Source organism: Streptomyces sp. NPDC033178 (assembly GCF_055577685.1).
On record NZ_JBVIPT010000004.1, the window covers coordinates 255677 to 271040 of the forward strand.

The 15364-nt window shown below is 67.6% G+C and carries 12 protein-coding genes; 8 read left to right on the forward strand and 4 right to left on the reverse strand.

What is annotated here, in order from left to right:
* Positions 1-2 precede the first annotated feature (2 nt).
* Genes yidC through rpmH form a run of 4 tightly spaced genes read right to left on the reverse strand, consistent with a single transcriptional unit; the run spans position 3 to position 2185 of the window.
* Positions 3-1292, reverse strand: coding sequence for a membrane protein insertase YidC (yidC, locus tag ACZ5VQ_RS11845; protein WP_469104750.1), 1290 nt, complete (start codon positions 1290-1292; stop codon positions 3-5).
* Between the two features lie 3 nt (positions 1293-1295).
* Complete coding sequence (gene yidD / locus ACZ5VQ_RS11850) at positions 1296-1661, reverse strand: membrane protein insertion efficiency factor YidD (protein ID WP_055611475.1); 366 nt, start codon at positions 1659-1661, stop codon at positions 1296-1298.
* Positions 1658-2029, reverse strand: coding sequence for a ribonuclease P protein component (gene rnpA / locus ACZ5VQ_RS11855; RefSeq protein WP_189841520.1), 372 nt, complete (start codon positions 2027-2029; stop codon positions 1658-1660). Before rnpA ends, yidD begins: the two co-directional genes overlap by 4 nt.
* Positions 2030-2047: 18 nt before the next feature.
* Positions 2048-2185, reverse strand: a complete 138-nt coding sequence (gene rpmH, locus ACZ5VQ_RS11860; RefSeq protein ID WP_006381191.1) for a 50S ribosomal protein L34 — start codon at positions 2183-2185, stop codon at positions 2048-2050.
* 397 nt (positions 2186-2582) lie between these two features.
* On the opposite strand from rpmH, the gene dnaA reads away from it, so the two are divergent.
* From dnaA to ACZ5VQ_RS11900, 8 genes are all read left to right on the forward strand, one after another.
* Positions 2583-4475: a chromosomal replication initiator protein DnaA gene (gene dnaA / locus ACZ5VQ_RS11865; RefSeq protein WP_469104751.1), complete on the forward strand. Its 1893-nt coding sequence runs from the start codon at positions 2583-2585 to the stop codon at positions 4473-4475.
* Positions 4476-5518: 1043 nt separating this feature from the next.
* The gene (gene dnaN, locus ACZ5VQ_RS11870; protein ID WP_055611472.1) at positions 5519-6649 is read left to right on the forward strand and encodes a DNA polymerase III subunit beta; all 1131 of its coding nucleotides are present in this window, start codon (positions 5519-5521) and stop codon (positions 6647-6649) included.
* Positions 6650-6777: 128 nt separating this feature from the next.
* Entirely contained in the window at positions 6778-7659 is an 882-nt protein-coding gene (gnd, locus tag ACZ5VQ_RS11875; RefSeq protein ID WP_469104752.1) for a phosphogluconate dehydrogenase (NAD(+)-dependent, decarboxylating), read from the forward strand.
* Between the two features lie 104 nt (positions 7660-7763).
* A complete protein-coding gene (recF, locus tag ACZ5VQ_RS11880; RefSeq protein ID WP_362071354.1) occupies positions 7764-8888 on the forward strand; it encodes a DNA replication/repair protein RecF in 1125 nt (374 codons plus the stop codon).
* Positions 8885-9430 carry a DciA family protein gene (locus ACZ5VQ_RS11885; protein ID WP_469104753.1) on the forward strand — a complete coding sequence of 182 codons (546 nt, stop codon included), beginning with the start codon at positions 8885-8887 and terminating at the stop codon, positions 9428-9430. Before recF ends, ACZ5VQ_RS11885 begins: the two co-directional genes overlap by 4 nt.
* Before the next feature lie 310 nt (positions 9431-9740).
* Complete coding sequence (gene gyrB / locus ACZ5VQ_RS11890; RefSeq protein WP_469104754.1) at positions 9741-11801, forward strand: DNA topoisomerase (ATP-hydrolyzing) subunit B; 2061 nt, start codon at positions 9741-9743, stop codon at positions 11799-11801.
* A 42-nt stretch (positions 11802-11843) separates the two neighbouring features.
* Positions 11844-14444 carry a DNA gyrase subunit A gene (gene gyrA / locus ACZ5VQ_RS11895; RefSeq protein WP_469104755.1) on the forward strand — a complete coding sequence of 867 codons (2601 nt, stop codon included), beginning with the start codon at positions 11844-11846 and terminating at the stop codon, positions 14442-14444.
* An 18-nt stretch (positions 14445-14462) separates the two neighbouring features.
* Positions 14463-15260: a DUF3566 domain-containing protein gene (locus tag ACZ5VQ_RS11900; RefSeq protein WP_362071362.1), complete on the forward strand. Its 798-nt coding sequence runs from the start codon at positions 14463-14465 to the stop codon at positions 15258-15260.
* Positions 15261-15364: the final 104 nt, after the last annotated feature.

The following is a 15364-nucleotide window of genomic DNA, read 5'->3' on the forward strand; positions in this document are numbered from 1 at the left end:
TCTTACTTCTTGGACGGGGACTTGGGCCGCTGCGGGCCCTTGCGCTGTCCGGACTGGGCCTTGCTGCGGGTGCCACCGGACGCGGACTTGCCGCCCGCCGACTTGGGGCCGGGCTTGGCGTCCTCAGGTTCGTCGGACTTGCTGAGCGAGGTCTTCGGCGCGGACTCGTCCGTCGCCTTGGAACCGCCCTGGGCAGCGGACGACTGGCGCTGGGACTTGCTCTGCCGCTTGGGCTGCTGGCGCTTGGGAGCGGCGCCGCCCGTCCCCGGGGTGCCGTCCTCGGTCTCGACCACCGTCGAGGCCTCGCTCTTCACCACCGTGCCGTCGGCCTGTGCCGCCAGGCCCGCCTTGCTCAGGCCGTTGATGAACTTGCGCTCGGAATCGTTGCGGTCGCGGCCCTTGGCCACGATGGCCTTGACGATGGCCTTCTCACCGCGGCCGCGCGTCTTGCCGTGGTGCGTGACGCGCTTGTGCAGGCGCTCCAGGTAGGAGGCCTGAGCCTTGGAACCGGGCGTCGGGTTGTTGTGGATGACGTACATCTGCTGGCCCATGGTCCACACGTTGGTGGTCAGCCAGTAGACGAGGACACCGACGGGGAAGTTGATACCGAAGACGGCGAACATGATCGGGAAGACGTACATCAGCATCTTCTGCTGCTGCATGAACGGCGTCTTCACCGTCGTGTCGACGTTCTTCGTCATCAGCTGGCGCTGCGTGTAGAACTGCGAGAACGACATCAGGACGATCATGATCGCCGTGACGACGCGCACGTCGGTGATCGAGGAGCCCAGTTCCTGGACCTTGGCGCTGCTGTCCGTGAACTTCGAGGCCAGCGGAGCCCCGAAGATGTGCGCCTTCTGCGCGCTCTCCAGCAGCCGGTCGTTGATCACGCCGATGGTGTCGTTCGACGCGATGCTGTTGAGCACGTGGTACAGGGCGAAGAAGAACGGGGACTGCGCCAGGATGGGAAGGCACGAGGAGAGCGGGTTGGTGCCCGTCTCCTTGTACAGCTTCATCATCTCTTCGGACTGACGCTGCTTGTCGTTCTTGTAGCGCTCCTGGATCTTCTTCATCTCGGGCTGGAGCGTCTGCATCGCCCGGGTCGCCTTGATCTGCTTCACGAAGAGCGGGATCAGGCAGATACGGATCAGGATCACCAGGGACACGATGGACAAGCCCCAGGCCCAGCCCGTGTCGGGGCCGAAGACGGCGCCGTACACCGAGTGGAACTGGACGATGACCCAGGAAACGGGTGTCGTGATGAAGCTGAAAATACTGGCAATCGTGTCCACTAATCAGGCTCCTTGAGCATGGGACGGGGTCTCGGCGGCCGGGCTTGAGGGATGGTTGGACATACCGTGCCCCTCGGTGGCCGGTTCGGCGGCGGAGGTCCCGCCCTTGCGTGCACGCCAGGCGTTACGCAGCATTTCGTGCCACCGCGGACGCTTGCGCGGCGGGACATGGTCCACACCGCCCAGCGACCACGGATTGCACCGCAGGATGCGCCAGGCGGTGAGTGCCGTTCCCTTGATCGCACCGTGCCGGTCGATGGCTTGGTACCCGTAGTGGGAACACGACGGGTAGTACTTGCACACCGGCCCGAGCAACGGACTGATGGTCCACTGGTACAGCTTGATGAGAGCCAGCAGCGGGTACTTCATCGCGCGCCCCCTCCCAGTAGCCGCTCCAAGGCGGCGTCCAGGTCTCGGGCCAGCTGTGCATGGTCGGCGTCACCCGCACCGGGCAGCGCTCGTACGACTACCAGGCTACCGGGGGTCAGCAGAGCCACTCGGTCACGCATCAGATGGCGAAGCCGGCGCTTCACCTTGTTGCGTACGACAGCCCCGCCCACTGCTTTGCTGACAACGAAACCCGCACGCGTCGGGGGAGCGCTCTCCCTAGGCGCGTGCGGGTCGGTTGCACCGCTACGTAGATGAACGACGAGAAGCGGGCGTCCGGCCCGGCGTCCTCGGCGTACCGCGGTCGCGAAGTCCTCGCGCCGCCTCAGCCGATGCTCGGTAGGCAGCACGTCATGACCTGTTGGTGATCAGGCGGACAGGCTGGCGCGACCCTTGCCACGACGGTTCGCGAGAATCGCTCGGCCGGCGCGGGTGCGCATCCGCAGGCGGAAGCCGTGGGTCTTGGCGCGACGACGGTTGTTCGGCTGGAAGGTGCGCTTGCTCACTCGGGGGCTCCAGAAGAAATCGGTAGTTTCGGGGTGCCGTCTTGGCTGTCACCGTGCGCCCACGAGTAGCTCGCTTACGCCCGAGTGCACCGCTTCCCGATCACTCTTCGCGATCTGTGCCCATCGGAGGCAGGCGGCAGCAGCCATCGACAACTCGACCTGGTTACGGTACGCGCGGCTACGCCATCCGGTCAAACCAGCGCTGCCCGGGAGACACTATCCACAGCCTGGGGACAACAACTTGAACCGCATGGGTCGCCCTGACTACCGTGGCTGGACTCCGGTTCGTTCCCTTCTCCCTGCTCCATCTGATTCGTGCCGCCCGCCCCACCCTCAGTTCCAACCCAACCCGTCCCAGGAATCACACGTTCGTGGGACCCGTGAGAGAGCGTGCCCTGTGGCTGACGTACCTGCCGATCTTGCCGCAGTGTGGCCACGAGTATTGGAGCAACTTCTCGGTGAGGGGCGTGGGCAGGGTGTCGAGACGAAGGACGAGCACTGGATCAAGCGCTGCCAGCCGCTGGCGCTCGTAGCGGACACCGCGCTGCTCGCGGTCCCCAACGAGTTCGCGAAGGGTGTCCTGGAGGGACGCCTGGCGCCCATCGTCAGCGAGAGCCTGAGCCGCGAGTGCGGCCGCCCGATCCGTATCGCGATCACCGTCGACGACTCCGTCGGCGAGACCCCTGCCCCGCCGACGCCGCCCGCCCAGTCGCAGCAGCGCTACGACGAGCCCGAGCGGCCCCCCGCGCAGGACCGCGACGGATACCGGGGATACGGCCGCCACCGTGCGAACGACCACATGGACGACCACCCGCAGGGCCGCCCCGACCAGCAACCACCCCGCGGTGACCAGCTCCCGACCGCCCGCCCCGCGTACCCCGACTATCAGCGCCCCGATCCCGGCGCCTGGCCGCGGCCCTCGCAGGACGACTACGGCTGGCAGCAGCAGCGGCTCGGCTTCCCGGACCGGGATCCGTACGCGTCGCCCTCCCAGGACTACCGGCAGCAGCCACCGGACCGCTCTCCCTACGAACAGCAGCGCTCCGACTACGAGCAGCAGCGGCCCGGCTACGACCAGCCGCGCTCCGACTACGACCAGCGCCAGGATCGCCGCGACCGCCGACCGGAGCCGCCGTCGCAGCCCGGGACCGGGCATGTCCACCGCGGTGGCCCCGTCGGCTCCTCGCTGCCCGCCTCCAGTGGTGCCCCGGGTCCGCTGGCCGCGCAGCCGGCGCCCGCGGCCGGTCCCGGAGAGCCCACCGCGCGCCTCAACCCGAAGTACCTCTTCGACACGTTCGTCATCGGCGCCTCGAACCGTTTCGCGCACGCCGCCGCGGTCGCCGTCGCCGAAGCACCTGCGAAGGCGTACAACCCCCTCTTCATCTACGGGGAGTCGGGACTCGGCAAGACGCACCTGCTGCACGCGATCGGGCACTACGCGCGCAGCCTCTACCCGGGCACGCGCGTGCGGTACGTGAGCTCGGAGGAGTTCACCAACGAGTTCATCAACTCGATCCGCGACGGCAAGGGCGACAGCTTCCGCAAGCGGTACCGCGAGATGGACATCCTGCTCGTCGACGACATCCAGTTCCTGGCGGACAAGGAGTCGACGCAGGAGGAGTTCTTCCACACCTTCAACACGCTTCACAACGCGAACAAGCAGATCGTGCTCTCCAGCGACCGGCCGCCCAAGCAGCTGGTGACCCTGGAAGACCGGCTGCGGAACCGTTTCGAGTGGGGCCTGATCACCGACGTCCAGCCGCCCGAGCTGGAGACCCGTATCGCCATCCTCCGCAAGAAGGCGGTGCAGGAGCAGCTCAACGCCCCGCCCGAGGTGCTGGAGTTCATCGCGTCCCGGATCTCGCGGAACATCCGTGAGCTGGAGGGGGCGCTGATCCGGGTGACGGCGTTCGCGTCGCTCAACCGTCAGCCCGTGGACCTCGGCCTGACGGAGATCGTCCTCAAGGACCTGATCCCGGGCGGCGAGGACTCGGCCCCGGAGATCACGGCGACGGCCATCATGGCGGCGACCGCCGACTACTTCGGTCTCACGGTGGACGACCTGTGCGGCTCCTCGCGGAGCCGCGTGCTGGTGACGGCACGGCAGATCGCCATGTACCTGTGCCGCGAGCTCACCGACCTCTCCCTGCCGAAGATCGGCGCGCAGTTCGGCGGCCGCGACCACACGACCGTCATGCACGCCGACCGGAAGATCCGCGCGCTGATGGCCGAGCGCCGCTCCATCTACAACCAGGTCACCGAGCTCACGAACCGCATCAAGAACGGCTGACAGCAGCGGCTGTACGTCGCTGAAGGCGCCCCGGGACACGCTCCCGAGGGCGCCTTTCGTCGTTCCGGCGCCCGCTCGATGGGTTGCCCGATGCCCGCTCGATGGCGTTCCGGAGGCGTGCCCGGCATCGTCCGGACGCTTCCGAAGGCGGCTTCCACCGCTCCCACACGCCTCCTGAGGGCCCCTCGCGCTGCCCTCAGCCGCCCTCGTACGCCCTTCCCGGCCGCGCCCGGAGTGGCTCCGCCGACACCCGAAGACCATCCGTTGTTCGAATACGCACCCTGGTTACGGCCGCCCTCCACAGATTCGGGGACTTTCTCGCGTCCACATCCTGGGGACTGCGAAGTTGTCCAGATCGTGTCCACAGGGTGTGCTGCTGAAAGAGCATCAGACCAGGTCAGCCGGTTGTGGATTCGTGGACGAACGATCTCCACAGACTGTGGACGACGAGATGATCCACAGGGTGTGCAGAAAGTTGTCCACCGGCAGCCCACAGGCTGGGGGCGGTTGTCCCCAGCGATCCTCGGCTTCTCCACACCGCTGTCCACTGTTCGGCAACGTGACGCGCCTCCTCACCGTGTCGAGTGAAAGGCGTCACACGAAGGTGCCGGGTTGGGCTGTGGGGAACGTGGGTAAAGCTGGGGACGGCGCTGGGGAGAAGTGGCCCCTGCCTGTGCATCGGGTGTGCAGAACTTTTCCCCGTCCACAGAAGACGCCTGTTTTCCACCGCCTCCGCCCACAGGGCCAGTGGACAAAAAACCGACTCTGACCTGCGAATACGGGGTTATCCACGGTATCCACAGCCCCTACTACTACTCCCAACTAGAAAGAGTCTGGGAATCGATTCGAAGTGGGGGCTGTGCACAACTCGCGCTCGGCGCCTCAGCTGCCGCTCGGAACGACTTGACCCCGAGGGGCACCGACTGTCAGTGCGGTGCGTCAGACTGTTCCCCGGTGTCCTTCCCACGACCGGGCTGAGCGACACCGAGTCAGACGACGAGGCAGCAGGGCGAGAGCGCCGGCAACAGACGGAGGCGGCAACGGTGAAGATCCGGGTGGAACGCGACGTACTCGCGGAGGCAGTGGCCTGGGCGGCACGCAGCCTCCCGGCCCGTCCGCCGGCGCCTGTGCTCGCCGGCCTTCTGCTGAAGGCGGAGGAAGGCGCGCTGAGCCTCTCCAGCTTCGACTACGAGGTCTCGGCACGGGTCTCCGTGGACGCCGAGATCGACGAGGAAGGCACGGTGCTCGTCTCCGGCCGCCTGCTCGCCGACATCTGCCGCGCTCTCCCCAACCGGCCGGTGGAGATTTCCACAGACGGTGTACGGGCGACCGTGGTCTGCGGCTCCTCGCGCTTCACCCTGCACACACTGCCTGTGGAGGAGTACCCGGCACTGCCGCAGATGCCGTCGGCGACCGGCACCGTCCCCGGTGAGGTCTTCGCCTCCGCCGCGGCCCAGGTGGCCATCGCCGCGGGCCGCGACGACACGCTGCCCGTCCTCACCGGTGTGCGCATCGAGATCGAGGGCGACACGGTCACGCTGGCGTCCACCGACCGCTACCGCTTCGCCGTCCGCGAGTTCCTGTGGAAGCCGGAGAACCCCGAGGCGTCCGCGGTGGCCCTGGTGCCCGCCAAGACGCTCCTGGACACCGCCAAGGCCCTCACAAGCGGCGACAGCGTCATCCTGGCGCTCTCCGGCTCCGGCGCAGGCGAGGGTCTGATCGGTTTCGAGGGTGCGGGACGGCGGACGACCACACGTCTGCTGGAGGGCGACCTCCCGAAGTACCGCTCGCTGTTCCCGACGGAGTTCAACTCCATCGCCGTGATCGAGACCGCCCCCTTCGTGGAGGCCGTCAAGCGCGTGGCCCTGGTCGCCGAGCGGAACACCCCGGTGCGGCTCTCCTTCGAGCAGGGCGTGCTGATCCTGGAGGCAGGCTCCAGCGACGACGCACAGGCTGTGGAAAGGGTCGATGCCCAGCTGGAGGGCGACGACGTCTCGATCGCCTTCAACCCCACGTTCCTGCTCGACGGCCTGAGCGCCATCGACTCCCCGGTGGCGCAGCTCTCCTTCACGACGTCCACCAAGCCGGCGCTCCTGAGCGGCAAGCCCGCCTTGGACGCGGAGGCGGACGAGGCGTACAAGTACCTGATCATGCCGGTGCGGCTCAGCGGCTGACGAAGGCCGCAGGTGGGGGCGTACGTCTGAGCGGCTATGCCCACAGGTGTGCAGGAGCGTCCGGGTTTAGGCTCGGACGCAGGTACGAAAGTGCCCTCCTGCCACATCGCTAGTGAAGGAACAACCTGATGGAGCTCGGTCTCGTCGGCCTCGGCAAGATGGGCGGCAACATGCGCGAGCGCATTCGCCGCGCAGGCCACACCGTCATCGGATACGACCGCAATCCGGCCGTCGCCGATGTCCACAGCCTTGAGGAGCTTGTGGGCAAGCTCAAGGGTCCGCGTGTGGTGTGGGTGATGGTCCCGGCCGGTACGGCGACCCAGTCGACGGTCGACGAGCTCGCCGAGCTCTTGGAGCCCGGCGACGTCGTCGTGGACGGCGGCAACTCGCGCTGGACGGACGACGAGAAGCACGCCGGGGAGCTGGCGGCCAAGGGCATCGGCTTCGTCGACTGCGGCGTCTCGGGAGGTGTCTGGGGCCTGCAGAACGGCTACGCGCTGATGTACGGCGGCGACGCCGAGAACATCGCCAAGGTCCAGCCGGTCTTCGACGCCCTCAAGCCCGAGGGGGACGCCGGCGTCGGCGCCGTCCACGCGGGCAGGGTGGGCGCGGGCCACTTCTCGAAGATGGTCCACAACGGCATCGAGTACGCGATGATGCAGGCCTACGCCGAGGGCTGGGAGCTCCTGGAGAAGGTCGACTCGGTCACCGACGTGCGCGAGGTCTTCCGTTCCTGGCAGGAGGGCACCGTCATCCGCTCCTGGCTGCTCGACCTCGCGGTCAACGCGCTGGACGAGGACGAGCACCTGGAGAAGCTGCGCGGCTACGCACAGGACTCCGGCGAGGGCCGGTGGACGGTGGAAGCCGCCATCGACCACGCGGTGCCGCTGCCCGCGATCACCGCGTCGCTGTTCGCGCGGTTCTCGTCCAGGCAGGACGACTCCCCGCAGATGAAGATGGTCGCGGCGCTGCGGAACCAGTTCGGCGGCCACGCGGTCGAGAAGAAGTGAACCCGCCGAAGTGAGGTCGAAGTGAATCGGTCGGGTAGCCGGAAGAAGTAGTCCACAGGTCCGCACCGCGGATCCACAGCCCTGGGGGAGGTCGGCGAACGACCATGCACGTCACGCATCTGTCGCTGGCCGACTTCCGCTCGTACGCCCGGGTCGAGGTCCCGCTCGACCCGGGCGTCACCGCGTTCGTGGGGCCCAACGGACAGGGCAAGACCAATCTCGTCGAGGCGGTCGGCTATCTCGCCACCCTCGGCAGCCACCGCGTCTCGTCCGATGCGCCCCTGGTGCGGATGGGCGCCGACCGGGCGATCATCCGGGCCAACGTCCGGCAGGGCGAGCGTCAGCAACTCGTCGAGCTGGAGCTGAACCCCGGCAAGGCCAACCGCGCCCGCATCAACAGATCCTCGCAGGTCAGACCCCGTGACGTCCTCGGCATCGTACGGACCGTGCTGTTCGCGCCCGAGGATCTCGCGCTGGTCAAGGGCGATCCGGGCGAGCGTCGGCGCTTCCTCGACGAGCTGATCACCGCGCGCTCCCCGCGCATGGCGGGCGTGCGCTCGGACTACGACCGCGTCCTCAGGCAGCGCAACACGCTCCTGAAGTCGGCCGCGCTGGCTCGTCGCCACGGCGGCCGCACGATGGACCTGTCCACACTCGACGTCTGGGACCAGCACCTCGCGCGCGTGGGTGCCGAACTGCTCGCCCAGCGCCTCGACCTGGTCGCCGCGATCCAGCCGCTGGCGGACAAGGCGTACGAGCAGCTGGCGCCCGGCGGCGGTCCCGTGGCCCTGGAGTACAAGCCCTCCTCGCCCGAGATCACCGGCCACGCGCGCGAGGAGCTGTACGAGCAGCTGATGGCCGCGATGGTGGAGACGCGGAAGTCGGAGATCGAGCGGGGCGTCACCCTGGTCGGACCGCATCGCGACGAACTACTGCTCAAACTTGGCGAGCTGCCCGCGAAGGGATACGCGTCACACGGCGAGTCCTGGTCGTACGCGCTGTCGCTGCGTCTGGCCTCGTACGACCTGCTGCGGGCCGAGGGCAACGAGCCGGTGCTGGTCCTCGACGACGTGTTCGCCGAGCTGGACACCCGTCGCCGCGAACGCCTCGCCGAGCTGGTCGCCCCGGGCGAGCAGGTGCTGGTGACGGCCGCGGTCGACGACGACGTACCCGGCGTACTGACAGGGACACGGTTCACCGTGTCCGGGGGCACGGTGGAGCGCGTATGAGCGAGAACACACCGGAGTCGAAGCCCGAGCCGGCGAAGGCACCCGAACCCTCCGGCGTCGACCTCGCGCGCGTGGCCCTGCGCGCCGCGAAGGAACAGGCACGCGCGCGTGGGGACGCGGCGCGGCAGAAGAAGCAGGCACGGCGCGGCGGTCTGCGCTCCGGCGCGCACGCCGACGGGCGTGACCCGATGGCGCTCGGCTCCGCCATCAACCGGCTCATCACCGAGCGCGGCTGGGAGGCCCCGGCCGCCGTCGGCGGTGTCATGGGCCGCTGGCCGCAGATCGTCGGCGACGACCTGGCCAACCACTGCGTACCGGAGAAGTACGACGAGGACGAGCGCGTGCTGATCGTGCGGTGCGACTCGACGGCCTGGGCGACCAACCTGCGGCTGCTCGCTCCGCAGCTGGTCGCACGCCTGAACGAGGACCTCGGGCACGGCACGGTGAGGCTGATCAAGGTGCTCGGCCCCGGGGGTCCCGTCCAGCGTTTCGGCCCCTTGCGCGCGCCTGGCAGCACGGGCCCCGGTGACACCTACGGGTGAGCCAGACCGGACGGTATGCCGTTCGTAGCGGGGGGTTGACACCTCGAAGCGCTGAGTGGCGCTCTGCGCCTCTTTGAGCCCGGGTCCGCATATGGGGAGTCGGTGGAGACCGGTTCAGGGCGGCACATGCGGACTCAGGTACCGGCAAACCCCCATCACTGTCGGCGCTACCGGTAGACTGGAGGCTAATCCCGCCCCACTTGTGGGACGCACCGAGCAACGCTGACTAAGGCTTACCAACGCAACACGCCGCAGCCGCTCCGGCCACCCGCCGGGAGCTTGGCTTGTGCTGTGCCAGAAAGGGCGCTTCGTGGCCGATTCCGGCAACCCCAACGAGAACATCCCGTCCATCGACGCCGGCGCGAACGGCGGGGCAACCACCTCGAACGGCGAGGTCACGGCCTCGTACGACGCCAGCGCCATCACCGTCCTCGAGGGTCTGGACGCGGTCCGCAAGCGACCCGGCATGTACATCGGCTCGACCGGTGAGCGTGGTCTTCATCACCTTGTGTACGAGGTGGTCGACAACTCCGTCGACGAGGCGCTGGCCGGGCACGCCGACACGATCGCGGTCACGATCCTCCCCGACGGCGGCGTCCGCGTCGTCGACAACGGCCGCGGCATCCCGGTGGGCATCGTCGCCTCCGAGGGAAAGCCCGCCGTAGAGGTCGTGCTGACCGTGCTGCACGCGGGCGGCAAGTTCGGCGGCGGCGGCTACGCGGTCTCCGGCGGTCTGCACGGCGTGGGCGTCTCTGTCGTGAACGCGCTGTCCACCAAGGTGGCCGTCGAGATCAGGACCGACGGACACCGCTGGACGCAGGACTACAAGCTGGGCGTGCCGACAGCTCCGCTGGCCCAGCACGAGGCCATCGACGAGACCGGCACGTCGGTCACCTTCTGGGCCGACGGGGACATCTTCGAGACCACGGACTACTCCTTCGAGACGCTCTCGCGGCGCTTCCAGGAGATGGCGTTCCTCAACAAGGGTTTGACGATCAAACTCACTGATGAGCGCGACTCGGCGAAGGCCACGGTGGGCGCCGACGAGGCGGGTGCGGACGAGCCCGAAGAGGTCAAGACCGTCACGTACCACTACGAAGGCGGCATCGTCGACTTCGTGACGTACCTCAACTCCCGCAAGGGCGAGGTCGTCCACCCCACCGTGATCGACATCGAGGCCGAGGACAAGGAGCGCATGCTCTCCCTCGAGGTCGCGATGCAGTGGAACGGCGGTTACAGCGAGGGTGTGTACTCCTTCGCCAACACCATCCACACCCACGAGGGCGGTACGCACGAGGAGGGCTTCCGTGCGGCGCTCACCGGTCTCATCAACCGGTACGCGCGCGACAAGAAGCTGCTGCGCGAGAAGGACGACAACCTCACGGGCGACGACATCCGCGAGGGTCTGACGGCGATCATCTCGATCAAGCTCGGCGAGCCGCAGTTCGAGGGCCAGACCAAGACCAAGCTGGGCAACACCGAGGCCAAGACTTTCGTCCAGAAGGTCGTCCACGAGCACATCAGCGACTGGCTGGACCGCAACCCGAACGAGGCCGCGGACATCATCCGCAAGTCCATCCAGGCGGCCACCGCGCGCGTGGCGGCCCGCAAGGCCCGTGACCTCACCCGTCGCAAGGGGCTCCTGGAGACGGCGTCGCTGCCCGGCAAGCTGAGCGACTGCCAGTCGAACGACCCCACCAAGTGCGAGATCTTCATCGTCGAGGGCGACTCCGCCGGCGGCTCGGCCAAGTCCGGCCGGAACCCGGAGTACCAGGCGATCCTCCCGATCCGGGGAAAGATCCTCAACGTCGAGAAGGCGCGGATCGACAAGATCCTGCAGAACCAGGAGATCCAGGCACTGATCTCCGCCTTCGGCACCGGAGTCCACGAGGACTTCGACATCGCCAAGCTCCGCTATCACAAGATCATCCTGATGGCGGACGCCGACGTCGACGGACAGCACATCAACACCCTGCTGCTGACCTTCCTGTTCCGCTTCATGCGGCCACTGGTCGAGGCCGGACACGTGTTCCTGTCGCGTCCGCCGCTCTACAAGATCAAGTGGGGCCGGGACGACTTCGAGTACGCGTACTCGGACCGTGAGCGCGACGCCCTGATCGAGCTCGGCCGCCAGGCGGGCAAGCGCGTCAGGGAAGACTCGATCCAGCGCTTCAAGGGTCTCGGTGAGATGAACGCCGAGGAACTGCGCATCACGACGATGGACCAGGAGCACCGCGTTCTCGGGCAGGTCACGCTCGACGACGCCGCCCAGGCCGACGACCTGTTCTCGGTCCTGATGGGCGAGGACGTCGAGGCACGCCGCGCGTTCATCCAGCGCAACGCCAAGGACGTCCGCTTCCTCGACATCTGAGTCGGTCTCAGCTGACCGCACCAGAAAGGATCTTCACCAGCAATGACCGACGAGACACCTCTTTCCCCCACTGGTCCGATCACCCCTGAAGAGGGCGAGATCGCCCTGCGTGTCGAGCCCGTCGGGCTCGAGACCGAGATGCAGCGCTCGTACCTCGACTACGCGATGTCCGTCATCGTGTCGCGTGCGCTGCCCGACGTACGGGACGGTCTCAAGCCCGTCCACCGCCGCGTCCTGTACGCGATGTACGACGGCGGCTACCGGCCCGAGAAGGGCTTCTACAAATGCGCCCGCGTCGTCGGCGACGTCATGGGCACCTACCACCCGCACGGCGACTCCTCGATCTACGACGCGCTGGTCCGACTCGCGCAGCCGTGGTCGATGCGGATGCCGCTGGTGGACTCCAACGGCAACTTCGGCTCTCCCGGCAACGACCCGGCCGCCGCCATGCGGTACACCGAGTGCAAGCTGAAGCCGCTGTCCATGGAGATGGTCCGTGACATCGACGAGGACACCGTCGACTTCACGGACAACTACGACGGCCGCAACCAGGAGCCGACGGTTCTGCCGGCGCGCTTCCCGAACCTGCTGATCAACGGCTCGGCGGGCATCGCGGTCGGCATGGCGACCAACATCCCGCCGCACAACCTGCGCGAGGTCGCGTCCGGCGCCCAGTGGTACCTGGAGAACCCGGAGGCCTCGCACGAGGAGCTCCTGGACGCCCTGATCGAGCGCATCAAGGGCCCCGATTTCCCGAGTGGCGCCCTTGTGGTGGGCCGTAAGGGCATCGAGGAGGCGTACCGCACGGGCCGTGGCTCCATCACGATGCGCGCGGTCGTCGACGTCGAGGAGATCCAGAACCGCCAGTGCCTGGTGGTCACCGAACTCCCCTACCAGGTCAACCCCGACAACCTCGCGCAGAAGATCGCCGACCTGGTGAAGGACGGCAAGGTCGGCGGCATCGCGGACGTCCGCGACGAGACCTCGTCCCGTACGGGCCAGCGCCTCGTCATCGTCCTGAAGCGGGACGCGGTCGCCAAGGTCGTGCTGAACAACCTCTACAAGCACACCGACCTGCAGACGAACTTCGGCGCGAACATGCTGGCGCTGGTCGACGGAGTGCCGCGCACGCTGTCGCTCGACGCGTTCATCCGCCACTGGGTGGCGCACCAGGTCGAGGTCATCGTCCGCCGTACGCGCTTCCGGCTGCGCAAGGCCGAGGAGCGCGCGCACATCCTGCGTGGCCTCCTGAAGGCCCTGGACGCCATCGACGAGGTCATCGCGCTGATCCGGCGCAGTGACACCGTGGAGATCGCGCGAGAGGGCCTCATGGGCCTCCTGGAGATCGACGAGATCCAGGCCAACGCCATCCTCGAGATGCAGCTGCGCCGACTGGCTGCTCTGGAGCGCCAGAAGATCGTCTCCGAGCACGACGAGCTCCAGGCGAAGATCCGCGAGTACAACGCGATCCTGGCCTCGCCGGTGCGTCAGCGCGGCATCATCAGCGAGGAACTGGCCGCGATCGTCGAGAAGTTCGGCGACGACCGCCGGTCCAAGCTGGTCCCCTTCGACGGCGACATGTCCATGGAGGACCTGATCGCCGAAGAGGACATCGTCGTCACCATCTCGCGCGGCGGCTACGTCAAGCGCACCAAGACGGACGACTACCGCTCCCAGAAGCGCGGCGGCAAGGGCGTACGCGGCACGAAGCTCAAGGAAGACGACATCGTCGACCACTTCTTCGTGTCGACGACGCACCACTGGCTGCTGTTCTTCACCAACAAGGGCCGCGTCTACCGCGCGAAGGCGTACGAACTCCCGGACGCCGGACGTGACGCGCGTGGACAGCACGTCGCCAACCTGCTGGCATTCCAGCCGGACGAGGCGATCGCCGAGATCCTCGCGATCCGCGACTACGAGGCGGCGCCCTATCTGGTGCTCGCCACGAAGGGCGGACTTGTGAAGAAGACGCCCTTGAAGGATTACGATTCACCGCGTTCGGGCGGCGTCATCGCGATCAACCTCCGTGAAACAGAGGACGGTTCCGACGACGAACTGATCGGTGCCGAACTGGTTTCGGCAGAGGATGATCTGCTTCTGATCAGCAGGAAGGCCCAATCGATCAGGTTCACGGCGACGGATGACGCATTGCGTCCCATGGGCCGTGCGACCTCGGGTGTCAAGGGCATGAGCTTCCGTGAGGGAGACCGACTGCTCTCGATGAATGTTGTTCGACCCGGTACGTTCGTGTTCACTGCCACAGACGGTGGGTACGCGAAGCGGACCGCTGTTGACGAGTACCGCGTCCAGGGTCGCGGTGGCCTGGGCATCAAGGCCGCCAAGATCGTCGAGGACCGCGGCTCGCTCGTCGGCGCGCTGGTGGTCGAGGGGACCGATGAGATCCTCGCCATCACGCTGTCGGGCGGTGTGATTCGTACGCGAGTCAACGAGGTCAGGGAGACGGGCCGTGACACCATGGGCGTCCAACTGATCAACCTGGGCAAGCGCGATGCCGTCGTCGGTATCGCTCGAAACGCCGAGGCCGGTCGCGAGGCCGAGGAAGTCGACGGCGCGGTCGACGACTCGGACGAGGTCGAGACGGTCGCCGGTACGGACGAGGGCGAGCAGTCCTCGGACGAGTAGCGCGAGGAGTGAGTCATCGTGAGCGGAGCCACGGGCGCCGGTTCTACCGGTACGGAAAAGGACGGCGGCCGTGGCCCCGCCACTGAGTCGACCGACTCCCATGACTCTCATGGATCCCAGGGGGGAACTGTGACGGAAACCAGAGGCCCGCAGACGCCGCAGTACGCGGCGGGCGCGGCCCCAGGCTCGCCGGTGCCTCCGGGCCCGGCGCCTTCCCCGGGGCCGGGACCAGCCCCGGGCCCGGCGGCTCCGGTGGGCCACGCGCCTCCCGTGGGCCAGCCTGCTCCTGTGGGCGCGGCGCCACCGCCTCCGGGATCGCCGCTGCCGGGGGAACGGCACCCGCAGCAGACCGCTCAGCCGTACCACCCGCCGCAGGCCTACCCGGCTCAGCAGGCGGCCACCGGCGCTGTCCGCAGGCCGCGCACCGGGGCCCGTACGACACCGCGCACGCGCAAGGCTCGTCTGCGGGTGGCCAAGGCCGACCCGTGGTCGGTGATGAAGGTCAGCTTCCTGCTCTCCATCGCGCTCGGCATCTGCACGATCGTCGCGGCCGCAGTCCTGTGGATGGTCATGGACGCCATGGGTGTCTTCTCCACGGTGGGCGGCACGATCTCCGAGGCCACCGGCTCGAACGAGTCCAACGGCTTCGACCTGCAGTCCTTCCTGTCGTTGCCGCGTGTGCTCATCTTCACGTCGATCATCGCGGTCATCGATGTCGTCCTCGCCACCGCGCTCGCCACCCTCGGAGCGTTCATCTACAACCTCTCCGCGGGCTTCGTCGGCGGTATCGAGCTGACGCTCGCCGAGGACGAGTAAAACGTTGTCGTAACCGCTTCCTGCTTGGAGCGCATCCCTTGTCGGGGATGCGCTCTCACGCTCTCCGGGGATGCGTTGTCACGTTGTCCGGGCAGGCTGGAGCG

What these genes read in the sequence shown, in the direction of transcription:
- yidD (WP_055611475.1), bottom strand. Translation starts at nt 1,661, where the DNA reads ATGAAGTACCCGCTGCTGGCTCTCATCAAGCTGTACCAGTGGACCATC.
- gnd (WP_469104752.1), top strand. Translation starts at nt 6,778, where the DNA reads ATGGAGCTCGGTCTCGTCGGCCTCGGCAAGATGGGCGGCAACATGCGC.
- recF (WP_362071354.1), top strand. Translation starts at nt 7,764, where the DNA reads ATGCACGTCACGCATCTGTCGCTGGCCGACTTCCGCTCGTACGCCCGG.
- ACZ5VQ_RS11885 (WP_469104753.1), top strand. Translation starts at nt 8,885, where the DNA reads ATGAGCGAGAACACACCGGAGTCGAAGCCCGAGCCGGCGAAGGCACCC.
- gyrA (WP_469104755.1), top strand. Translation starts at nt 11,844, where the DNA reads ATGACCGACGAGACACCTCTTTCCCCCACTGGTCCGATCACCCCTGAA.